This window comes from Haloarcula amylovorans, from assembly GCF_004681185.1.
GTDB classification, from domain to species: domain Archaea; phylum Halobacteriota; class Halobacteria; order Halobacteriales; family Haloarculaceae; genus Haloarcula; species Haloarcula amylovorans.
The window spans coordinates 951,086-973,795 of the sequence record NZ_SRIF01000002.1; the positions used below are offsets into that span (position 1 = coordinate 951,086).

Here is a 22,710-nt window from a genome sequence, read left to right on the forward strand (position 1 = left end):
CAACAGGTCTGTTTCGGTCGGACTCGCGATTTGACCGCAGATTCCGCCTCGAAGGAACCGAATTCTCAAGGGGGGTGATGGCGAAACCATCGCCGATGAACGTCAGCATCGTCGGGAGCGGCTACGTCGGCACCACCGTCGCGGCCTGTCTCGCTGAGCTGGGCCACGAAGTGACGGCCATCGACATCGACGAGGGCATCGTCGCCGCGATCAACGACGGCGAGTCGCCCATCCACGAACCCGGACTGGACGAACTCGTCGCCGAACACGGCGGCGAGCGACTGCGCGCGACGACGGACTACGCCGCCGTCCGTGAGACGGACCTGACGATGCTGGCCCTGCCCACCCCCTCGAACGATGACGGCAGCATCGACTTACAGTACATGGAGGCCGGCGCGGCCTCCGTCGGGGAGGCGCTGGCTGCGGGCGAGGACCGCGAGGAACCGCACCTCGTCGTCACCAAATCGACGGTCATTCCGACGACGACAGACGAGCGACTCGCCGCCCGCATCGCCGATGCGGGCCTCGAACGTGGGACGGACTTCCTGGTCGCCTCGAATCCCGAGTTCCAGCGGGAGGGCACCGCCGTCGAAGACTTCCTGAATCCCGACAAGCTCGTCTTCGGGGCCGACGACGAGCGGGCCTTCGCCCTGTTGCGCGTCCTCTACGCCCCGCTTCGTGACGCCGCCGACGGCGAGGTCCCCGTCGTCGAGACTGGTATCGCCGAGGCCGAGATGATAAAGTACGCCAACAACACCTTCCTCGCCTCGAAGGTCAGCCTCATCAACGACATCGGCAACGTCTGTAAGGAGTTCGGCGTCGACGCCTACGAGGTAGCCGACGCCATCGGACTGGACGACCGCATCGGCGAGCAGTTCCTTCGGAGCGGGGTCGGCTGGGGGGGATCGTGTTTTCCGAAAGACACGGACGCCATCATCGCCGCTGCTCGCGAACGGGGCTACGACCCGGCGGTGCTCTCGGCGGCCGTCGAGTTGAACGACGCCCAGCCCGAGCGCCTCCTCTCCCTGCTCGACGACCACGTCGACGTACGCGGTAAGCGCGTGGCCGTCCTCGGGTTGGCGTTCAAGCCCGGTACTGACGACATCCGGAATACGCGGGCCGTCCCCGTCATCGAGGGACTACAGGAACGCGGGGCCGACGTGGTCGCCTACGACCCGGTCGCCACGGAGAACATGCGCGAACGCTACCCCGAAATCGAGTACGTCGCGTCGGCGGCTGAGGCGCTGGAGGGGGCGTCCGGCGCGGTGGTCGTCACCGACTGGGACGAGTTCGCGGCGCTGGACGGCGAGTTCGACGCGATGGCAAACCCGGTGGTCGTGGACGGTCGGCGGATAATCGGGCGGCGCGACGGTATCACGTACGAAGGGCTGACGTGGTGAGCAGGGGAACGGCGAAACGCTACTCGTCGCCGTTCTCGGCCAGCGCGTCTCGAATCACGGACTCGACAGTGTAGGTCGGCTCCCACCCGAGCACCTCGCGGGTGCGGCTCGTGTCGACGGTGAACGAATCGACCATCGTCTCGTCGTCGCCGCGGGGGTTCTCGACCAGCGAGACGTCCACGTCGATACCGGCCTCGGCGGCGGCCGACTGGACCAGTTCGGCGACGTCGTGGACGCTCGGGTCCTCGTCGCTGGCGATCTCGAACTTCTCGACGCCCGTCTCGCCGTCGTCCAGTTGCTCGACCATCCGCTCGGCGCTGCGGACGTACGCGCGAGCGACATCTTTGACGTGAACGAAGTTGCGTGACTGCGTGCCAGGTTCGTACACGGTCAACGTCTCGCCCGCGTTCGCGCGCCCGAGGAAGAAGTTGATGACGGTACCCTTCGAGACGGACTGGTCGCCTATCTCGTGGCTCCCGTAGAGGTTCGAGATCATGAACTGGTGAGCAGGGAACGCACCGTCGGCGAAGTCCTCGATGGCGCGTTCGGAGACGAGTTTCGTCCGACCGTACCAGTTCAGCGGACCGCGCGGGTTGTCGACGGAGATGGGGAAGTCCGACGGGTCGCCGATGACGGCCATCGAGAACGGAAAGACCATCCCCGCGCCGGTCCGCCGGCAGAACCACGCGACATTGTTCGTCCCCTGGATGTTCACCTCGTAGGCCAAGTCCTGCTTGTCCTCGCAGTCGTCGACACCGGAGATGGCCGCTAAGTGCATCACGATGTCCGCTCCGTCGAGCGCGGCGTCCAAGCGGTCGCGGTTGCGGATGTCGACGTGCTCAACGTCGACGTCCCCGATAGACTGGACCTGCCCGAGATAGAAGTTGTCCAGCGCGGTTATCTCCCAGTCGGGATACTGCTCCTGTAGCTGGTAGACGACTCGACTGCCGATGTAGCCCGCAGCGCCGGTGACGGCGACGTGGGGGGAATCCGCCATGCATCGTGGGTTGACACGACACGGTATAAACACCCCGCGATTTTCGCGTTCGACCGGGCGGCCGTCGGGCAATTCAGCGGGGGAATCGAGAGGTTTATTTCCGTGACACCCCTTGGCAATCGCGGTCATGAACGAACTCCGAACGGGGTTGAGCTACGGTGACGTACTGCTGGTTCCCCAGCGGTCGCCGGTCGATAGCCGGAGCGACGTCGACCTCTCGACGCAGTTGACGCCCGGTATCGACCTCGAAACGCCGCTCGTCTCGGCGGCGATGGACACTGTCACCGAAGCGGACCTCGCCATCGCACTTGGCGAGGCCGGCGGCGTCGGGACAGTTCACCGGTTCCTCACTGTCGAGGAACAGGCCGAAACCGTCGAGGCGGTGGCCGCGGCGGGCGTCCCGGTCACGGCGGCAGTCGGCATCGACGAGGACCACGTCCAGCGGACCGCGGCGCTAGTCGAGGCTGGCGTCGACGCCGTCGTCGTCGACGTCGCCCACGGTCACATGGAGCGCACGCTCGACGCCGTCGCGGACCTCCGCGAAGAGTACTCGTCGCTCGACATCGTCGCGGGGAACGTCGCCACGCCCGACGGCGTCGAGGACCTCCACGCGGCCGGTGCCGACTGCGTGAAAGTCGGTATCGGCCCCGGTTCTCACTGTACCACCCGGAAGGTTGCCGGCGCGGGCGTCCCGCAGTTGACGGCTGTCGACGACTGCGCCGACATCGCCCGCGACCTCGGGGTTACGATTTGTGCCGACGGCGGTATCCAGACCTCCGGCGACGCCGTGAAGGCGTTGATGGCCGGTGCGGACACGGTGATGATGGGCAGCCTCTTCGCCGGGACGGCGGAAGCGCCGGGCGAAGTCGTCGAAATCGACGGGACGCGCTATAAGCGTTCCCGCGGGATGGCGACGACGGCCGCTGCCGAGAAGCGCTCGGATAAGGCCGAGAACGTCACTGCTGACGAGGGCGTCGAAGGGCTCACGCCGTACAAGGGGCCGGTCGCCGACGTCGCCGAGGAGTTCTGTGCGGGCATCCGCTCGGGCCTGTCGTACTGCGGCGGCCACACCATCGACGCGGCCCGCGAGAAGGCCGAGTTCATTCGCGTCGCGGACAGCGCCAAAGAGCGCGAGGGCGCACACTCGGACCGCAAGTGGGAGACGGTCAGCGTCGACAGCACGAAACACGCCAAAGCCAACGCCGACGACTGAGCGCGACGGGAGAAGGGACGCGGAGCGCGACGACTAGTCGTCCGAGTTCGAGAGGCCCATCGCTTCCGCGGGCGACTCACCGGGTTCAGCGTCGAACAGCGGGCTCTGTTCGCCGGGAACGAACGTGTTGAGCAACAGCGCCGTCAGCGCCGTGAGGATGACCGGTTGGCCGAAGAACGTCTCGGCGGCCGCGGGCAGCCCTGACAATGCGTCCGGTCGGGTCGCCACGCCGAGTCCGAGGCCGAGCGAGACGGCCATGATGACCATGTTGCGCCGGTCGAGTTGTGTGTGCAGGAAGATGAGTCGCGCGCCGCTGGCGGCGACCATCCCGACCATCAGCAGAACCGCGCCGCCGAAGACGGCGCTCGGGATCGTCGTCACGACGGCACCCACCTTCGGGCTGAGACCCAGGAGCGCGAGGATGAGCCCGCCGATGCCGACGACGTGACGGCTCATCACGCCGGTGAAGTTGACGATGCCGGCGTTCTGCGAGAAGGAGGTCACCGGGAACGTCCCGGCGAGCGAGCCGAGCGAACTCAACAGGCCGTCGGTGAAGAGGCCGCCGCGGAACTCTTCGTGTGTGGGCGTGCGGCCCTCCGCGGCTGTGATGCTCGACATATCGCCGACCGTCTCCATCGCCGAGACGAGAAAGAGGAACGCGAAGGTGACGATGGGAACGGGTTCGAACGCGAAGCCGAACTTGCCCGGTTGCGGGACGGCGAACCAGCTAGCCTGTGCGACCGGCGCGAAACTGACGACGCCGAGCGCGGCGGCCGTCGCGTAGCCGACGACGATGCCGACGAGGACGCTCAACAGTCGCGTCACACCGGTCGTAAAGAGATTCAGCAGGACGGCGATGCCGAGGACGAGCGACGCGAGGCCGAGGTTCGTCAGCGATCCGTAGTCCGCTGCGCCGACGCCGCCGGCCACGTAATCCATCCCGACCGGCACCAGATACAGGCCGATGATGACCACGACGAGGCCGGTCACCAGCGGCGGGAAAAAGGGCTCGATGCGTTTGAACTGCCAGCCGACGAGCCCCTCCACGACGAACCCGGTGACGAGAATCGACCCGAACACCGCCGCCAACCCGTAGCTCGCGCCGATGGAACTCGCCGCGCCGACGAAGGTAAAGCTCGTCCCCATCACGATGGGGAGTTTCGCTCCAACCGGGCCGACGGTGTAGGCCTGCACGATGGTCGCCAGTCCGGAAAACAGCAACACCATCTGAACGATGTACGCTGTATCGCCCGCGCTCAACCCGACGGCTCCGGCGACGATGAACGCCACCGCCGTCGCGGGCACGATCATCACTGCGACGTGTTGCAGTCCCAGCAGCAGCGACGTGGGCAACGGCGGCTTGTCGTCGCGCTCGTATTCGAGCTCTATCTCCCCGTCTGAGTCGGTTGCCATCTATAGCCAGTTCCTCCAGAGATTGCCGCATAATGGTTTCGTCATCGCTTCGCGGCCGAGAGAACGCGAACGCGAGCCATCAATGGACCGTCACTTCGCCGTCCTCGACGGTGATGTCGACGAGGCTCTCAACGTCGTGGTCGACGTCGTCCATCGCCGACTCGCCGACTTTCCGCATGACGACGACGATGTCCGAGATCTCCGCACCGATACCGTCCAGCGCGTCGCAGATGGCCGCGAGCGTCCCGCCGGTCGAGAGCAGGTCGTCCACGATAAGCACCCTGTCGTCTTCCTCAACGTCGTTGATGTACATCTCGGACTCCGAGTAGCCCGTGGACTTGTGGAGTGCGACTTCGTCGGGCAGGCCGTAGGCCCGCTTGCGGATGACGACCAGCGGGATGTCCGTCTGCAGGGACAGCGCCGTCGCCAGATGGATACCCATCGCCTCGGGCGCGACGATTTTGTCTACGTCTAAGTCTGCCTCCTGCATGACCTGGACGACGACTTCCCGCAACAGCGCCGGGTCCAGCATCGGGACGCCGTTGCTGATCGGATGAACGAGGTATTCGTAGCCGTCCTTGTCGATGATGGGCGCTTCGTGCAGCGACTCGCGGAGGCGTTCCATGACGGCGACTTGCGGAGGCGCGGGAAAAGCGAATCGTTCTGCGGTAGCAGCCGTCCCCGGCGCTCAGGCCCGCGCGGTGAAGCGCGTCGCCAGGTCGCGGATGCCCTCACGCAGCGTCCACTCGGTCTCGAAGCCCGTCTCGGCCAGTCGGTCGAAGTTGACGTGGTAGGACGGACCGGGATGTTCGTCCTCTAGATAGGTCACGTCGACCGGCGCGACTTCCTCGGAGACGATTTCGGCGATATCGGCTATCTGGTAGTTACCCTCGTCCGTGCCGACGTTGTAGGCCAGTTCGTCCCACGCGTCCGGGCGCAGGACTGCGTCGGCGTACGCTCGCGCGGCGTCCCGGACGTGGACGAACGGCCGCCAGTTCGACCCGTCGCCGTAGACGGTGAGCGGGCGGCCGGTCAGCGCGCGGAAGACGAAGTAGTTCACGACGAGGTTGAACCGGACGCCGGGCGAGTGGCCGTAGTTGGTCGCCATCCGTAGCGCCGTGCCGGTCATGTCGAACTCCTCGCAGTAGTCGGCGAGCAGGGACTCGGCCTCTAGTTTCGTCTCCGCGTAGGGGTTGATGGGATCAGGGTCGACCGTCTCGTCGATGTCCGTACTCGTCGCGCGGCCGTAGACGTTACAGGAGGAGGCGAAGACGACGTGGTCTATATCGAGTTTCCCCGCCGCGTTGAGGACGTTCTCGGTGCCGTCGTAGTTGACCGCGAACGTCTCCTCGCGGCGGTCGTGAGTACTGGCCGCGCCGGTTATCGCCGCGAGGTGGACGACGCGGTCGACGCCCCGCATCGCGCTCTCGACGTCGCCGTACTCGGTTACGTCGCCGCGTCGGAACGCCAACCCGTCGCCGAGGATGCCGAGCAGTGCCCGAGGCGAGCCCGACGAGAGGTCGTCCAAGACCGCCACGCGGTCGACCCGGTCGTCGTCCTGCAGGATAGGCAAGAGCGCGCTCCCGATGTACCCGCAGGCCCCCGTGACGAGAACGTCCATGTCAGTCCTCGCTGAGTACGCCCGGCAGGAAGCGGTCCTCGTGGGACTCGATGGTGTCGCTGTAACGGGTCAGCGTCTGGAAGATGTCCTCGACGCCCTCCTCGAAGGACTGGGACTGCCCGCCGATGAGGTCGTCGTAGCGGTCGTACTCGATTTCCATCTTGTGGGTCTCGTCCTCGTCGCGCGGGTTCTCGAAGTGCTCGACGTCGACGTCGAGTTCGTGCTCGCCGCCAACCTCGGCGATGGTCTCGGCGATCTCGACGATGCTGATGGCTCGGGTCACCTGATTGTAGACGGTGAGGTCGTCCGGGCGCTCGTCGGCGTCGCCGAGTGCGAGTTGCGCGAGCCCTTCGACGGCGTCTTCGAGCGAGACGAACGGCTTACGCTGTTCGCCCTTCCCGTAGACGGTGACGGGGTAGCCGGCGACGGCCTGGGCACAGAAGCGGTGCGTGACCGTCCCGAAGTAGTAGTCGAAGTCGAAGCGGGTCTTCAGGCGGTCGTCCTCGCGGGTCTCCTCGGTCTCGGTCCCGTAGGTGATGGCCGTGCGCACGTCCGAGATCGGGATGTCGAACTGCTTGTTGGCCAGTCGGAGGTTCGCCGCGTCGTGGGATTTGGTGAGGTGATACCAGCTGCCGGCCATCGCCGGGAACGGCACGTCGTCGCGTTCGCCCTGATTCTCCATCGCCGCGCCGCCCTCGGGAATCGGGAACTCCGGCGCGCCGTAGACGCCCGTCGTCGTCGTTTCGATGACGTGGGTGTCGGTCATGTCGTTCTCTTCGAGGCCCCACAGCAGGTTCCGCGTCGCCTGCATGTTGTTGTGCTGCGTATAGTTCGCGCGCTCGCCGTTGATCTGGGAGTACGGCGCGGAGGGCTGGGCGGCCGCGTGGACAATCGTTTCGGGCTCGTGGACCTGCAGGAGTTCGTCGACGGCGTCGCGGTCTGTCAGGTCCAACTCCACGAAGGACATGTTCGAGACCCCGAGCGTCTCCTCGGCGGCGGCGAGTCGCTCGTCGATGGACGCGACGGGCGTCGCACTCGTCGCGCCGACGTCCTCGACCCACTCGCGGCGGGCGAAGTTGTCCACGAGGAGAACGCGATCGTCCGTGCGGTTCGCGATGCGCAGCGCGGTGGGCCAGCCGATGTAGCCGTCGGCCCCGGTGACTAGTATCGTCATAGTTACTCAGTTCGTGAGTAACCTGCATCGAGTAAGTATCTTTTGCCCGGCTGCTGTCTCCACGGGCCGGACTCGTTCGTTCCGGAAGGGTTAAAAATCGGCCTCTCCTTTCTCCGATTGCTATCGCACGGGCCGGTGGGGTAGCCTGGTATCCTTCGGCCTTCGGGTGGCCGTAACCGCGATTCGAATTCGCGCCGGCCCATTAAACCCCACGGCTATTCAGGAGTCGAGGAAAATCGCCACATAGCGACGGGTTCAGGGTTCGCTTCTGCCGCATTGCGCTCCGAGGTTCACACGCACTCACGGCCACAGGCTACGCCGTCCTGCGGTTATCTAGAGCCGAGACCACTGCGCGGCCGAATAGCTACCACGCTCCGCGCGCCCAAGCACCCTCGCGCGGTCCAAGTCTCTCGCCCCCACGATGATATCGGAGCGTGCGCTCCAGGTTCACGCGGGCCTCAAGCAGCAACCTCCTCCGCGCTAGGCCATCCGCGCACTCAGAGGTGAAGGTCTCCGATTGCTCGGGACGTACAGATTATCTCGGCTGCCGACCTAGTGGGCCTCTTATGCCGACAATAGATTTCGGAGCCCCAGTCCTGGCATACCTGCACAAGACCCATTCGCGCGATTCAGACGCACGTGCCTGTAGTCACTATTATTTGACTGTATAGCGACCAGATACGTATGTCAACGTCATCACGGGAATTCGATTTGAACATGGAGGAAGTCCTAGAGGCGTGGGGGCCGGCAGATGCAGCACGCGAAATCATTGCGAACGCCCTGGACGAGGCCGCCCTTACGGACACGGATGATCCAGAAATCTACAGCGACGACGGAACGTGGCATATCAGGGACTATGGACGCGGATTCCGGTACGAGCATCTCACCCAAGCTGAAGACGAAGAGAAGCTGAATAACCCCGACAAGGTAATTGGGAAGTTCGGCGTCGGAATCAAGGACGCAATTGCGACTTGCCACCGGCACGGGATCGACATTACGATTCATTCACCGCATAACACGTTCACGGTCAAGGAAGCCCCGAAACACGGGTTTGAAGAAATCGAGACCCTTCACGTGGAGATTCACCCGCCGGAGAAAGACATCGAAGGCACCGAGGTCGTACTGGATGGAATCACCGACGAAGATATTGAGGCAGCAAAGCAGAACTTCATTCATTACACTGACGCAGAATTATTAGAACAGACCCGGTTCGGGGACGTGTACGAAGTCCCAGAGAACGAGGATGCGTCAGTGTTCGTGAGTGGGCTTCGTGTGGCGTCAGAGCCGAACTTTTTGTTTAGCTACGATATTACGAACACGACGAAGAAAATCAACGACGCGCTGAATCGTGAGCGGTCGAACGTAGGCCGGACGGCGTACTCGACGCGAGTGAAGAAGATCCTGCAAGCATGTGAGTCAGAGACTGTGGCATCCCGATTAGTCGATGATCTGAACAAGTTCGTGACTGGTGAGACGCATGATGAGTTAGACTGGAAGCCGGTGCAGGTCCACGCTGTCAAGATCCTGAACGCAGAACGGGACGTTGTGGTGGCGACACATGATGAGCAGAATCGCAGTCAAAACTTGTTCGACAATGCTCGCGCGGACGGCTATGAGATAGTCACTATTCCTGACCGAATCAAGCCGGATATTGAGGACACTACTGACGTCAACGGCGACCAGATTCGCGGGGTTGAAGAATATCATGAGGAGTACAAAGAGTCGTTCAGCTACGAGTTTGTTGACGAGGACGATCTTACGGATGAGGAGTTGGAGACGTGGGAGTTGCGGCACGACGTGTTCTCGTGGGTTGCACTACCGGATGAGGAGTGGGAAGCGAAAGTTTCGGAGTCACTACGAACGACAGATCCATCGAAGATGGTAACCTGTGAACACGGCGATAAGCTGGTTATCGTTCATAGAGATATCTTGACGTACGACACACAGAATTTTCTCCGCGACCTGCTGGATATAGTTGCGTTCGCGCATGGAGGTGAGCTACTCCATCAGTCCATGCTGGCGGACATCGCTGGTGCTGTCAGTGCCGAATTGGTCGAAGCGGCTGGACGGGCAGACAGCGATCCTGTATTCCCCGGAGAACAACTGGAGCCAGAGCCAGACGAATAGCACCGCCATAGACTCAATATGATATCTGGCATAGTGAGTCTCTCCTCATAAACGCTGAGAGCAGCGTCGTTGTTCTGCACTCGTGATTTGCGTTGGAGACGAGTGACTATGGAAAGTATACTCGATTGACACAGTCTGGAATCAAAACTAGATGAAGACGTGAGGAGTTGTTCCTGTCCTACATGGGTATGAACACTTGGAGGGCATTTTTCCCGGCGTGTAAGTCACTCTGCGAGCTACGATACCCTATGGACACGACGGATCTCCGTCTCATGCAGCAAATTAAAGCCCATGAGTCCGGGGTGTTGAGCGTTGAAGAGCTAGACTATCGGAATACCGATTTGGGACGTGACCAGATTCGTGACCGTCTCGAATCACTCCAGAAGACGGGCGTCGTCACAGCGTTACCTGCTGATCCGGTGCAAGATGATATGCCGAGCAAGTTTTGGGCGGTCACGGAACAAGGGATTGAGGAACTCAGGGCTCAGGGTCGGTCTGAACAGGTCGGTATTCTCAATAATGCGTGCAGCGCTGCCGAGATCATGTCGGCCGCAGATAACGCTCTCAACCGATCCGAGCGGATCAAGAAAATTGAACAGTTCGACGGCCGGCCGTCCATCCCAGAGCGGTATTAGTTGGCGCGGTATATCGGTTGAAAAGTAATTATAACTGATCGATCTGTATCCTGCGTCCAGAGAATGGACACAGCGCCGAGTGTGCACTCTATTCAGGCCTGCCTCCATTGTGGAGGTTTTATTCAACCAACTCGAGATAGCTCTGGATATGAGCGCCCTCGTAGATACTGGCCTTACTATCCTTGGTGGTGTTCTGAGTGCCCTTGCCGGAATCATCGTAGCAACCTACCAGCTAAAATCACAGGATGAGGGCACCCGCCAGGATTGGTACGCCAGAACTGTTGTATTGGCGGATCAAGTTGAAAGGACAGTGGGAAGAGATGGTTCAAAATATTCAACTGCTCGAATAATGCAAACCCTATCTTCTCAACTTCGTGAACACGCTTCGAACGTCCCTGACGGGGTAGCAAATGAGGTTACTGAGTCACTTGACGAAACTGCCTATTACTGCGAAGCGGCCGTTGCTACGACACCAGAGGGAAGCACCCAACAAGAGTACCAGTTGAGCGACAAGTACATGGGAAAAGCCGAAACAAAAGCAGGTGAGCTCAGTTCGAAGGCAAAGAAACATCTCGATTAGGTCTCTCCACGCCGTTTCGTATCCCAAAATCAACTGTTTTGGGTGAGTCACCCAAAACTTCGCTCCTTTTTCAGTTACCCCTCCGTATCCAGAACTACCCCATGACGACCGCCTACTACACCCGGGTGTCAACCGATACCCAGGATCCAGACCGCCAGGTCGAGGAGATTCGTGACCACCTCGGTGAAGCCGCGTTTCGAGACGCACGAGCGTATGCTGACGTCGCCAGCGGAACGAAAGACGATCGTGAAGGGTTCCAACAGTTGTGGGAGGATATCGAAGAGGGTGTGATCGACCGAGTGGTCGCTTACTTCTTGGGCGCGTCATGATATCAGGAAAACGTTCATCATCAAGTGAGGGGTGGTCACGAGTATGTCTATCTCGAATTTCAGGCAAGAGCTCCGAGAAATCGAAGGGGTGTCACGGGTTGCCGAACTCGCCGACGGCCTGCTGTTGATTGACGGGTCGGAAACCCTTCTCGTAGTGTATGGCGAGTCTCAGCAAGCGGGTCATCATTCTGACGATCGTCTGGAAGTGATTGAAGAGGAATTTGATGCGGCAGATTACTTGCTCATCTCGATAGAAGGTGCCGTACTTTTGCTGGAGGGGAGCATCAATAATTTCGACGTTTCGTATCTCCCTGCGTATCTTGGTGGTGTTGAACTAGATGGGATCCAATCAGCTGTGAGTAGTCTCATAACGGGTACTCTTGAACGGGAGCAGCTTCAGATGGACTACCTCTCTGAAGATGAACGATACAGCGTTATGGAGCTCTTCGAACAGGTATTGGCTGCAAATCTAACGACCTACTATACACCACGAGAAGTTGCGAGCCTCGTCGCAAATTGGGTAACTGCCGGTGACCGCACGTCGGTTCTTGACGCCGCGTGTGGAAGTGGTGAACTCCTCACAGCTGCAATCGATGCCATTGATGAGCCGACGTATTCCATGGGTGTGGACCAGAACGGATTAGCGTGTGCGATTACGGAAACACGAGTTCGTGAACGAGGAATCACAGACTGGCAAATCCGTACTGACAACTTCTTCTCTATGCTTGATGAGGTCTCTACCGATCCACAACGATCGCTTGACCAGCATCCGACCTCGGACGAAGAGAGAAACTCATTACCAGAAGCTGGATTCGACTGTGTCGTAGCTCATCCGCCAGAAGGCCGCGGTCTTCGAGAAAACGAAGATCGAAATAATTCGAATATGAGATCGCACTCACGGATTGAGCATCAGTTTGTGAATGCAGCGTGCCAGTTATTGGCTGATTCGGGCCGAGGTTGTTTCGTACTGCCGTCTCACGCTGTCCGCAATCTTCGGGAACGGGTTCTCCCAGACGGCGTCGTACTCAAGAGGCTAGTCAAACTCCCTGAAATAACGTTCCCAATTGTCGGGGTTGAGCCAGTAATAGCGTGTGTCGAGCGAACTTCGGGTGAGTCAAAGATCGGGATTCTGAATGTAACCTCATTCGATAACCTTGACCGTGTTTGTGGAGCAGTACATTCGATAGCAGCGGCTAAGACCGTCGATAACGTCGATGCTGTAAGCGTCCATTCGGATATCTCTACAACGACGCTCCGTACGCTCCTAGATGCACCCGGCGCGGCTCCGTTCTTCACGGGCAATCTCCCGACGCTTGAGGATGTCACCGAAAGAATTGCAAGAGGGATGGCGACTGGCCATAATCGAGGTTTCTACTTCGATGAGGAGCAGTGTGCAGATTCAGGGATCGATGATAGGTTTTTCACTCCTGTTATCAAATCGATTCCTGAGGAAAATCCGATCACTAGCGAACATATCGATTACTACCTTTTCGATCTTCGTGAGTTTATCGAGGAAAACAATCTCGATGCAAGGAATATTGACGAGGTTCTCACGGCCCTCGAACCCATCGATGCCAACGCTGCTGAACACGTCGAAGAAAGGATTGCTCCAGCAGTACGCGAACGACACGGGTTGAACGGAGTCCTACCACGCTCAATATCAATAACCAATCCTGACCTTGTCACAGGAGCTACTACGTCCGAGGTAGCTTGGTACCAAGTCGAAGTCGATGCGGACGAAGTGCTCTATGATACTCGAGTAGTAGGAATCTCTTGCGAAGAAACACCAAGCCCAGACGCCCTTCAGACGCTCCTAAATACACCGTTGTACCAGCGGCTAAACAAAGCGCAACTCCCGAATTTCGACGCCGACTACGTTCAAGTACAGATACAGCCACTACGACACCTCCCAGTTTTCATCCAGCAGCTAAGTAAGGAAACACTCGACCGGCTCAACGCGCTCAGCCCCTACAGTTCTCAAGAATCCCGGGAAACTGCTCGGACGATTATTCTCGAAGGTGTTGACTCCCCTTATCGGCCTGCTGTTTCGGAAACGTATGATGCAGTATCTCCTCTATCAACGTTAGCTGGGTACGAAACCCAGATTGAGCAGCTCCAAGCAGCGCTCGATCAGGTTGCCGAGATGGAAGACCTGGATACTCACCTTGTTGATGAAGAAATGATTTCTCGACTGGAAGAGACGTTCCGGTCCGCAGAGTTATTCACGTCCCGTGAACGGCTGGTTGCTGAATTGTTGGCGGTGTATTCTGAGGGCCGGTACTGGTCGTTTATGGGCGGAACGGCTTCGCAGTTCGAAGGTATGCTTCAGGATTACGTCGAAAGTACTGGTGGACGGGTCGATGAACGGGAAACAGAGGAAGGGAATACTCGACTTGAATACCGATACAGAAGCGCGGACTGGAAGCCACTACGTCTGAAAGTTTTGCTCGATGATTTTTTCAGCGGGGAATTGTTGGAGGTCATGCAGAGCGTTCGGGAACAACGAAACGAGATTGCACATGGACGTCTTCTGGAGGACCCTGAGCTCAATGCTGATATCATCCTCCTCTCCTTCTTCGTGTTCACCTACGCCTTGTTGACCGAGTATAACGAGTATCTCGGAGCCGAAGACGCCTCAAGGTAGGGCCATCCCTTTGCTTCTCACTTGGACATGACGCCTCAAAGTCCCGCTTTTTATACTAGTTCATCTCCTACCGGAGTATGAGAAGCCCTAGTCCACGGGACGTACGGAAAGCGTCCGGGTGCTGGTACACCCGGACTGGGTTTCTCTGAGGCTGTCAGATCCACCCATGAGTAAACACGCTTCGCGGCCGTTTGTATCCAACGGACCCGAATCACAGACGCATCGAAATCCAGCGACATCGGATTCCACGTCCAACATCGGAATCGTTCTTGAAGACGCAATCGAACAGGGGCGCTTCACAGACGGAGACTGTGCTGTTCTCTGTCCAGGATGCGGCGAGTCAATCGAGCGGTACTACGAAGGACTCCCGGAGCCATTCGTCCGACTCCAGCCTGACTGCGATGACTGTCACGTGACGCTCCGTCGCTGGTCAGTTGTCGTCGTTCCAGGGATTCGAAAAACGGCGGCGCCGACTGACCAACTCCGGGAGATCGTCCAGTCGTATTGGGAGAAGCAACTCCGCGTCGGCGTTGTAGATGATACGCTCCCGCACACGCGGGAGTTCACAGATGAAACCCAGAGTCTCGCCAGTGTATGGGGCTGGGACTGGGAAGTCACGTGCCCGCTGTGTGACCGCTCGGTGGCGAAACTCGACGAGGACTACCTCGGATATCACCACTGGGAGTACGAGACCGACGTCGGGACGAGCGTCTGCCGTGACTGCCATGATTACCTGCATGGTGACGACGACAGGAGCCAGGCTAACACGCAAGACTGGCGAGCGAAGGAGCTCGGCCTTGCAGATTTCCGTGACCTCGCGGTGATTCGGCTCGCTCTCCGAGATCGTGCCGTCCACGAACCCGACCTTGAGGAGGACAACTCGGCGTATGCCGAACGGCTTCGCCGGCGGTACAACGTCCCGGTTAGCTCCGCGCGGATCACGAAACTCGTCGCCGAGGTACGGTATCAGGATGAGGTCGCTGACACCATCCAATTGCACGGGCCTAGTCCGGAAGTGAAAGTCCGCGAAATCTATCCCGTCTAAACCATGACGACAACGGCATCCACACCGACCGACAGCAGCGTCAGCAACTCGAATGACATCCTGCCGGGATCCGATATCGAGTTGTCGTTCCCCTGGCGGTCCGCTCCGGAGCGCACGCTCGACGATGTCGGCGGAATGGAGAACCTCAAACAGGAGCTTCGGCGCTCGGTCATCCGGCCGCTCGGACCCAAGCGCGACGAATACGAGCGCTTCGGTATCGAGGTTCCGAACCTGCTGTTCGGCGGGCCGCCGGGCACGGGGAAGACGTACTCCGCGACAGCGCTTGCAGGCGAACTAGGGTACCCGTTCGTCGTGTTGACCGCTGGCCGACTTCAGAGTCGCTGGATCAACGAGAGCACGGACCACGTCCAGCGACTCTTCCGGGAAGCTGCCCGTATCGGTGATGAGCACGGTCACGCCGTAATCATCGCGGACGAACTGGACACGCTGCTCCCACGTCGCGGCGGCGAGGAAAAGCACCAGGAAGACAATAAGGTCGTCACCGAATTCCTGGCGTACCTCGAACGCACAGCCGAGAATGATACGCTCTTCATCGGTGCGACGAACCGGCCCGAAGAACTTGACGAGGCCGTCATTCGGAATGGGCGCATCGACCGCCGGTTCAAATTCACGCCGCCGAACAAGCCAACACGAACTGCAATCTTGGAACAACAGCTCGCGGACCGGCCCGCTCGCGTTTCTTCCGAAGAGTTGTCAAGAGTTGCAGCGGAAACGGAGGGGGCGACAGCAGCCACGCTCACGACAATCGTGAATGAAGCTGCTCGGAACGCGATCGAACGCGGCGCAGCCGCAATCTCCCCGACGCATCTCGAAGAAGCAGTCGCGGAACACTTTCTCGACGGAAACTGAACGTCCCATTCAGAACGGCATAGCCCTCGAGAACTCTACGCCTCCCTAAGTACTGTACCGTGTTGAAGCCGATGGCTACAGTGAATAGATGAATCTCCGGTAGCGTGACTTGCGTCCCAAGATTATCAATATTCCTCGTCGGACTCGTCCTCATCACCGTCTTCGTCGTCGTCAGTGAACGTGTCGAATGTCTCTTGATCGTCTTCCCGGAAATAATCCTCCACGCGTTGCTCCACCACCATCTCTTCAACTCCAAGAATCGATCCCATATGCTCCCGGCGGAACTCGTAACGATGCGTCCCAATCTCTTCACATGCATCGATATCCGTCAAGAAGTCGAAGACGAGGTCTAAATCTCCAGGATTTACGTTATGTCGCGGCGCGAAGAAATCCCGAATCTCCTCTCGTGAAATCCTCACTCCGTCGTCGTAATCTAATGCCTGCTCACCCCAGATATCCGTCACCGCGACCGCGAGAATCTCCGGTTCCATCCCCTCCGTAAGCATGATTTCGTCTGGCGGATTCTCCGGGAGTGTAACGCCGGCTCGCAGCGCTGATTGCATCGAACCATCGTCGTTGAACTCCCCAGCGAGCACGCGGAGATCCCTGCCGTAATCCTGCGTCATCAAAACAGCGTGCTCGGTGAGTCGGTCAAGCGAATCACGGAAATCCGCGGACTCGCTTGCGGTCTCCTCGACGTATTCCTCGTCCATATCCTGATAGACAATAACCGATTCCACCGCGGTCACAGAACCGCCGTATTCCGTCTTCTCCCGCACCTGTGCGTTTTTCAGTTCCTCCTCCGCGGTCTCAATCGTGACCTTGTCGCACTCTGCCATCTGCTTGATATCGCGGTCATTGATATTGTGCCCGCTCTTAATTTCGCATAGCACGCACGTTGACCCGTCGTACAGCACGATATCCGGCTCTGCTTCTACATCACGACCTTCCGATGAATCGTCGAACACAGGGAACATCACAGGGATTCGGACGCCGCGAGACGACAGAGGTGGGTCAGCACGCGCGGTGACAGCGGAGTAGAACAGATTGTAGGTGTTCACCTCTCGCCGTTGTCGTTCTCCTGCTGTCACCGTCATGTCTATTGAATTGCCACCGGATTCTGCCGTTTTTGCAACGAGTACGTCGAATCAAGCTCCTCGTAAACGTCGCGCACGAATTCGCGGAGACTCAACGCGGTCGTAGAATCACGCGCATACAGCACGATATTCGGTGGCTCCAGAGCGACATCGAACGTCTCGTCATGATCAGTGTCCCACACACGGAGTTTCGTACCACCGTCGCGGATGCCGTGCCGGTATTGATTCCCGTTCAGTACGCGGGCTTCGAGTTCCTCAACGAGTTCGTCCGGTGTGGCATCGTCGCGGTCTGGATCGGTGAGTTCCACCGCGGTGAAGCCATCCACAGTGAACCCATTTTCCAATTTAGCAAGTTCCGCAGGATACTCAACATCGAACCGTGCTTGGTCCAGTTCTTGGTACCCTTCAGTGATCCCGAGTAGGGTTTCGACCGCTTTCGGTTCTGACCCATTTCGCACGGACCGCATTGAGATGCGGCCGTTATTCGTGTTCGCACCCTGGATGGCGGTGGCCGGTGAGTTCTTCTGATCGAAGTCGATGCGCGTCGGTTTCGCATCAAACGCTTCTTCGGCTGTCTCCAAGTCACCGGGTTCGGCGCCGCTGAACCTGAGTGTCGCGTCGCGCTCCCGGTTGGGTGCATGGTACTTCGCAGTGAACCCGGACACACGAGAGTCGCGGATTCCCCCGGTGAGTTCCTCGAGGTCGTCCGAAGAGAGGTAGAGCCGTTCGACGCACGGAAGATAATCGAGGAGTCGTTCAATGGTTTTGTCGCGCCAATCGGAGTGAACGGTGGTGATAACCCAGAGGTAGTCGTCGCCGCCTGATCCGTTCGTGGTGACGAAGAGAAACTCGTCTTCTCGTCCCTTATCGGGTGTAGTGATCGTGACGACTGCAATGTCATCGCCGGCGACATCCTCTGAGAAGGTGTGGTTCTTAGCGAAGTTCGCCGCGTGTCCGGTAATGCGGTCGTCTTCGGTGAGTTGGTGAACCCAGTGATCGAAGTCCCCGATCTCGAGGCCTTGGTTGTCGCAGAGGTAGATGTTGAGGTCGGTGTCCCCGCCGCTCCGCGTTCCTTTCTCCTCCATGTCCTCGTCGGATTTGACGACGTATTCGACGAGTTCGCGGAGGACTTCGCGCTTGGATTTGTCTTTGTAATCGGCGGGGTCAAAGTCCATACTGAGGTAATCCGTTGTTGGTTGTATCGTCCGCGGGCGTTTTATGCTGTGGTTCTCAATTAGACGTGCCAGCGTGATTGACAAGAAGATTATTCATCATTTTGTTACATGAGATCCCGTTACCCGATTTGCGACCCGAACTCCAAATCCTCCTCAAGAAACACTGGAAGATGGCCGAACACTAACAACACCTGCACAATCACACCGTCCATCTCCTCCCGGACAAACCGATCAATCCGAGAATCCTCGAACGTGCGAATATACTGCGCAGCGATAGCATACGCGAAAATCACACCGAAACGCAGCACGTCTTCTTCCATCTCTTCATTCCATTCCCCGTCATTCCAGGCGGACTTCAGCGTGTGCGGATGTGACCCGAGATTACTAAGACGATCATACATTCCCCCGTACATATCCTCTTCCTCAGCAAGATCGCCTTTCAGCTGCCGGCGTTTCCCACCGATATAATCCGTCATTGGAAGGGTATCATACGGGCCGTAATCGTTCTCTTCCATGTCCTGCTTGAACTCCTGATACTTCCGCTTCGTCTTCTCTTTCTCCCGATTCAACTCCCGCACTACAAGGTACAAATCAAATAGAAATCGGATACGGCCGTAGCATGCGCTGTAACTGTGGTTTTTGCACATCCAGTAGATAGAGAAAAGTGCGCGGATTCCGCGACGCAGGTAGAACAGCTGCATCTCATGTTCATCGTCTACTGCTGGTCCATGTGTCTTCTCAAGGAACGTTCGGAAATCGTGCAGGTTTTGAGTGGCGGTGAGGAGGGTTCGGGCTTCATCTCTATTCGCGTGTGACCTGTTGGTATAGTCTTCCGCAGCTTCTCGGTGTAGTTCTTCGATTTCTTCGAAGTCGTATTTACTCCACATTAATCTATTTGTGACCACAGTACAACGTTTGCTGAAGGTTTTCGTTTCTCAACCTTCCCTACCTCCACGAGCCGATTTAGATGATAGTTCAGCGTGCTTCTTGGGATATCACTCGTTTCGAGGATCTCTGGGATGGTGACTGGTGATCCGTCCTCCGGGAGTAGCTGGAGGATATCGTCGTCAGAGTACTCTCGCGTGTATTCACCGCTTTCTGCCCGTTTTCGCTCGGACATACCTAGTAGGAGAGCAGCAGCCATCTTATTCTTTGTCTGATCTAACAATGGCTATTCGACTGGCAGAAACTGTATAAACCTTTGGTAGGCCTACCAAAGGTATATCCATTCGTGGAAACTACGCAAGAATATAATGAGCGCGAAAGAAGACTATCGCGCCGATTGCGAACCGACCGACGCACCGACTCCCGTAGGTACCCTATACATCCAGCGCGCCACGCCCCCAAAAGCCTCGAACACCGTCGTCATGGGCGCGCGAAACGCCGTTGCGGAATGGATCCACGAGAACGCCGACGAATTGGTGAGCATCGGCAACATCGTTTACGCTGACGAGGACATTGTCATCGTGCTTGCGACCGACGATTGGCCGGTCGTACGCGACCAGACAGACGCCGCTCCGACCGAGGTGTACGAGGTCATTCAGCCCGCGCACAACGCGGTTGCGAGCGACCACGGAATCGACACCATGAATAGCGATATGATGATTATCTCCCGCGATTCTGTAAGCGCTGACATCGATATCAATCGTGAGGAGTAACGCCCCGGGTCCGCATGACTCAGTAGTCCCCGATAGCCGCAGCACAGGCCTTGACGCGCTAGAGTGGAAGACCACTCCAACTAACCATGACACCGACACGAGATTCTCCGCCAGAACACACGCGATATCTTGAAAAGAAAGGGCGATGTTTCTGATGGATTCGAACTTAATTGTCGTTCGGTAGACGCAGACCCATTTCCGGCTGTCCTGGGCGTATCCCCGAGTCGAAGTCAATGAGGGAAACGGCGTCATTTTCGAGGCTGACAATTCTACTACGACGCAACAACTCGACGCTGATTCGACGCGTAACTACCGATCCTCGCTGAGTGCGTCGTACAGGTCGAACAGCGGTTTGATGTCCTCCACGACGTACGTCTCCAGCACGTCCCGGAGGTGTGTGGCGCGCTCATCGCTCATATCTGACAGCCCGGTGTGGTACGCAAGCAGGTCCTCTCCGAGCGCCGGGATATCTCCGTTCTCGATGGTTTCACCGTCCCACGAAACCGATGCGGGACGGTATCCGCAGTGCTCTTCGACCGCGTCGTCGAGACTCATACGATGTCCGTGCGACCGAGTAATGTCGTGCATCAGATCCCGGTGGTGACCGCCTTCCCAGATGTGATGGACGACGTCAGGGACTCCCATATCTCCGAGTTCCTCTGCTAGGACCGCGGCGCGGCCGCGTAAGTGACGCTCGTCGAAATTGACGCCATTGAACGTCAGAATTTTGTCGTAGATGCGCTGATTCGCCCAGTCTCCGAGTTCGCAGAGCAGGCGGTATTCGTCGCCACTCCGGGTTTCTTCGCGCCAGAGGACGTCGGTTTCAATGTCGCTGTGCGGTGTTTCGCGGTATCCGACGCCGATTGCGAGAAGACGGAAATCTCTGCTGTCGAGAAAATCGACGTCGTCACCGGAGTCGAGATGCGGGCTGATCGTCTCGATGTCCAGAGCTATCGTGCCCATATTGCATATCTGAGGACACTCACGGTTGCTTATATACGCCGGGAGTTTTGCGGACGGTCACGGGTGTTCGACGACAATGGGTTGGCGATCCTCGGTTTCGTAATGAGAGCGGACGTTGTCGATCGTGACGTGCGAATCAGAGCGTGCGACACGGTCAGCACAGTGTACGTGTACGCGCCGACTCCAGGATTCTGCCTTCGCCCACACTTCCATCTCTTGTGCAAGGTTCGACCACTCTTCGATTGGAACTGAATAGACGAGCAGGCCGTTAGCGGCGGCGTGCGGGCCATCTTTTTCGATCTTAGGGTAGTCACGCCGGAATGCGTAGTGAGTACGTGCGACGGCTTCTGTGAGGTGGTCACGGCCGCGCCGACCGCAATCCTGGTCGTATGCGTCTAGTGTGTCCACAACGGCAGTGCGGAGGAGGTTAGGCATGCCGTGTGTATCTATCACCGATCCTGGCATGCGTCGACGCATCCACTGAGCGCGTAAGTACGCGTGGCTTTCCAGGAGTGGTGTGAGTGGCGTAGCTGCGGTGACAGGGACGACTTCACGACGATGTACGAGGTAGTGGAAACCACGGCGCGTCGCCGAGACGAGTGATGCATGCACGCATAACTGCTATCCAGGAGCCCAACTAGACCGTCGCGCCCGGTTGACAGGGTCACTCCGACGTGTTTGAAGGCTCTGTCACGGATCGTTGACCGACAAACGAGTTTACTCACGCCGGCGTCGGCAATCGCCTGAAGCCCGAGGAGCGTCCTCTCGCTTCCCGTCGGGAGCCCCACGTTCCCCGGCAGTCATGTTCCCGCCATGCGGCGGACGCGGCCTGCCGATAGGCGCGTGGTTCAATTGTTACTACTGATGACAGCGGCACACCGGGAGCGTCACGAGCTTCGTCAGCGACGGCTTCTATCTGTCCACCCCCTGCTTCAGCATCGCTTGGCCGACTATCTCAGATACGCCTCTCCAGTCACGAATTGCCTGATATTGATATAGGAGGATCGAAATCTCAGGTGAGGCGCTTAATTCCCGTCTTCAAGTCGCGTTGTATCTGATGACGGTGTTCACGTTCCAGTATGGCATACTCTTTGAGGTCATCCTTTGTGTCGCTTGACTACGGACCGACCACGTCCTCCCCGAAGTACATTTGCCGACTAACAAACGAGAAGTAAAATCAGTCGAGTAAACATGTACAGGATTCTAAGCTAACGATATTCACTCATATACTATATCTCATTTTTCTCCGCCCATTCGATCAAACTCTCCGACAACTTCTCAACCTCCTCCTGTTGTTCTCGCTGTTTAACAATAGCTCTTGCAAGACCACTCTTCGAAATCTGGGCCATTATTTCTCGCCCTCGATCTGTGATCACATATCTTTGAACTTTTGGGTTAACACCAGAGCGGTCAGAATCCCGCTGCCCTACCCAATCTGGATTAACTTCATCAATCTCAATACCACTAGCGTCACCGCCTTTGCCATCAACGAATTCTTCACCTTCCCACAACCCGAGGTTAACACCTTCTTTAAGCCTCTTTGTTAAGGTCTTTCCACTAATTGACGTTGATGCATTTAATTCTTTGAATCGCTTGGCTCCTTCACCGATATCAAATACCAATTCCACAGCTCCCTTTTGATCCAGAAACTCTGCAACTGGATTTGAATAATCTTGCCTGGTCATCGTTCTATTTGAGGATTTGGCCATGCTCTGAAATAGATTGATGTGCGCTGTAGATTCCAGTGGCTTTCAGTCGAAAGCGGGGTT

Annotated in this window: 21 protein-coding genes and 1 tRNA gene; 11 read left to right on the forward strand and 11 right to left on the reverse strand. The window is 58.2% G+C overall.

What is annotated here, in order from left to right; genetic code table 11:
* Positions 1 to 95 precede the first annotated feature (95 nt).
* Positions 96 to 1,400, forward strand: coding sequence for a UDP-glucose 6-dehydrogenase AglM (gene aglM, locus E4S61_RS12100; protein WP_135304192.1), 1,305 nt, complete (start codon positions 96 to 98; stop codon positions 1,398 to 1,400).
* Between the two features lie 19 nt (positions 1,401 to 1,419).
* Here the strand turns inward: aglM and E4S61_RS12105 are convergent, their stop codons facing one another.
* Positions 1,420 to 2,397, reverse strand: a complete 978-nt coding sequence (locus E4S61_RS12105; protein WP_135304193.1) for an NAD-dependent epimerase/dehydratase family protein — start codon at positions 2,395 to 2,397, stop codon at positions 1,420 to 1,422.
* A gap of 127 nt (positions 2,398 to 2,524) precedes the next feature.
* Here E4S61_RS12105 and E4S61_RS12110 point away from each other — a divergent pair, with 127 nt between their 5' ends.
* Positions 2,525 to 3,610: a guanosine monophosphate reductase gene (locus E4S61_RS12110; RefSeq protein ID WP_135304194.1), complete on the forward strand. Its 1,086-nt coding sequence runs from the start codon at positions 2,525 to 2,527 to the stop codon at positions 3,608 to 3,610.
* Between the two features lie 33 nt (positions 3,611 to 3,643).
* Here the strand turns inward: E4S61_RS12110 and E4S61_RS12115 are convergent, their stop codons facing one another.
* The 4 genes from E4S61_RS12115 to E4S61_RS12130 all read right to left on the reverse strand — a co-directional run bounded on the left by E4S61_RS12115 (position 3,644) and on the right by E4S61_RS12130 (position 7,818).
* Positions 3,644 to 5,023: a uracil-xanthine permease family protein gene (locus E4S61_RS12115; RefSeq protein WP_135304195.1), complete on the reverse strand. Its 1,380-nt coding sequence runs from the start codon at positions 5,021 to 5,023 to the stop codon at positions 3,644 to 3,646.
* Between the two features lie 79 nt (positions 5,024 to 5,102).
* Positions 5,103 to 5,648, reverse strand: coding sequence for a hypoxanthine/guanine phosphoribosyltransferase (gene hpt / locus E4S61_RS12120; protein ID WP_135304196.1), 546 nt, complete (start codon positions 5,646 to 5,648; stop codon positions 5,103 to 5,105).
* Positions 5,649 to 5,711: 63 nt separating this feature from the next.
* Positions 5,712 to 6,644, reverse strand: coding sequence for an NAD-dependent epimerase/dehydratase family protein (locus E4S61_RS12125; RefSeq protein ID WP_135304197.1), 933 nt, complete (start codon positions 6,642 to 6,644; stop codon positions 5,712 to 5,714).
* A 1-nt stretch (position 6,645) separates the two neighbouring features.
* Entirely contained in the window at positions 6,646 to 7,818 is a 1,173-nt protein-coding gene (locus tag E4S61_RS12130) for an NAD-dependent epimerase/dehydratase family protein (protein WP_135304198.1), read from the reverse strand.
* 129 nt (positions 7,819 to 7,947) lie between these two features.
* Here E4S61_RS12130 and E4S61_RS12135 point away from each other — a divergent pair.
* The 8 genes from E4S61_RS12135 to E4S61_RS12170 all read left to right on the forward strand — a co-directional run bounded on the left by E4S61_RS12135 (position 7,948) and on the right by E4S61_RS12170 (position 16,048).
* Positions 7,948 to 8,020: transfer RNA gene (locus E4S61_RS12135), tRNA-Pro, on the forward strand.
* A 482-nt stretch (positions 8,021 to 8,502) separates the two neighbouring features.
* Complete coding sequence (locus E4S61_RS12140; RefSeq protein WP_135304199.1) at positions 8,503 to 9,945, forward strand: ATP-binding protein; 1,443 nt, start codon at positions 8,503 to 8,505, stop codon at positions 9,943 to 9,945.
* Positions 9,946 to 10,193: 248 nt separating this feature from the next.
* Positions 10,194 to 10,580, forward strand: coding sequence for a hypothetical protein (locus E4S61_RS12145; RefSeq protein WP_135304200.1), 387 nt, complete (start codon positions 10,194 to 10,196; stop codon positions 10,578 to 10,580).
* Positions 10,581 to 10,728: 148 nt separating this feature from the next.
* Positions 10,729 to 11,160 (forward strand): hypothetical protein, encoded by a 432-nt coding sequence (locus E4S61_RS12150; RefSeq protein ID WP_135304201.1) that lies wholly within the window; start codon positions 10,729 to 10,731, stop codon positions 11,158 to 11,160.
* 101 nt (positions 11,161 to 11,261) lie between these two features.
* Positions 11,262 to 11,489 carry a recombinase family protein gene (locus tag E4S61_RS12155; RefSeq protein ID WP_135304202.1) on the forward strand — a complete coding sequence of 76 codons (228 nt, stop codon included), beginning with the start codon at positions 11,262 to 11,264 and terminating at the stop codon, positions 11,487 to 11,489.
* 43 nt (positions 11,490 to 11,532) lie between these two features.
* Positions 11,533 to 14,133 carry an N-6 DNA methylase gene (locus tag E4S61_RS12160; protein ID WP_135304203.1) on the forward strand — a complete coding sequence of 867 codons (2,601 nt, stop codon included), beginning with the start codon at positions 11,533 to 11,535 and terminating at the stop codon, positions 14,131 to 14,133.
* Positions 14,134 to 14,299: 166 nt separating this feature from the next.
* Positions 14,300 to 15,178 carry a hypothetical protein gene (locus tag E4S61_RS12165; protein ID WP_135304204.1) on the forward strand — a complete coding sequence of 293 codons (879 nt, stop codon included), beginning with the start codon at positions 14,300 to 14,302 and terminating at the stop codon, positions 15,176 to 15,178.
* A gap of 3 nt (positions 15,179 to 15,181) precedes the next feature.
* Positions 15,182 to 16,048, forward strand: a complete 867-nt coding sequence (locus E4S61_RS12170; RefSeq protein ID WP_135304205.1) for an AAA family ATPase — start codon at positions 15,182 to 15,184, stop codon at positions 16,046 to 16,048.
* Positions 16,049 to 16,173: 125 nt separating this feature from the next.
* Here the strand turns inward: E4S61_RS12170 and E4S61_RS12175 are convergent, their stop codons facing one another.
* The 4 genes from E4S61_RS12175 to E4S61_RS12190 form a co-directional block, all read right to left on the reverse strand.
* Entirely contained in the window at positions 16,174 to 17,145 is a 972-nt protein-coding gene (locus tag E4S61_RS12175; RefSeq protein ID WP_135304206.1) for a hypothetical protein, read from the reverse strand.
* Between the two features lie 2 nt (positions 17,146 to 17,147).
* Entirely contained in the window at positions 17,148 to 18,320 is a 1,173-nt protein-coding gene (locus E4S61_RS12180; RefSeq protein ID WP_135304207.1) for a hypothetical protein, read from the reverse strand.
* Between the two features lie 119 nt (positions 18,321 to 18,439).
* A complete protein-coding gene (locus tag E4S61_RS12185) occupies positions 18,440 to 19,207 on the reverse strand; it encodes a hypothetical protein (protein ID WP_135304208.1) in 768 nt (255 codons plus the stop codon).
* Positions 19,207 to 19,488, reverse strand: a complete 282-nt coding sequence (locus E4S61_RS12190; protein WP_135304209.1) for a winged helix-turn-helix domain-containing protein — start codon at positions 19,486 to 19,488, stop codon at positions 19,207 to 19,209. The genes E4S61_RS12185 and E4S61_RS12190 overlap by 1 nt, the downstream gene beginning before the upstream one ends.
* A gap of 85 nt (positions 19,489 to 19,573) precedes the next feature.
* Between E4S61_RS12190 and E4S61_RS12195 the strand changes: the two genes are divergently transcribed.
* A complete protein-coding gene (locus tag E4S61_RS12195; protein ID WP_135304210.1) occupies positions 19,574 to 19,978 on the forward strand; it encodes a hypothetical protein in 405 nt (134 codons plus the stop codon).
* A gap of 309 nt (positions 19,979 to 20,287) precedes the next feature.
* On the opposite strand, the gene E4S61_RS12200 is transcribed toward E4S61_RS12195, so the two are convergent.
* Positions 20,288 to 20,941 (reverse strand): 3'-5' exonuclease family protein, encoded by a 654-nt coding sequence (locus E4S61_RS12200; RefSeq protein WP_135304211.1) that lies wholly within the window; start codon positions 20,939 to 20,941, stop codon positions 20,288 to 20,290.
* 1,229 nt (positions 20,942 to 22,170) lie between these two features.
* Positions 22,171 to 22,626 (reverse strand): hypothetical protein, encoded by a 456-nt coding sequence (locus tag E4S61_RS12210; RefSeq protein ID WP_135304212.1) that lies wholly within the window; start codon positions 22,624 to 22,626, stop codon positions 22,171 to 22,173.
* Positions 22,627 to 22,710 lie beyond the last annotated feature (84 nt).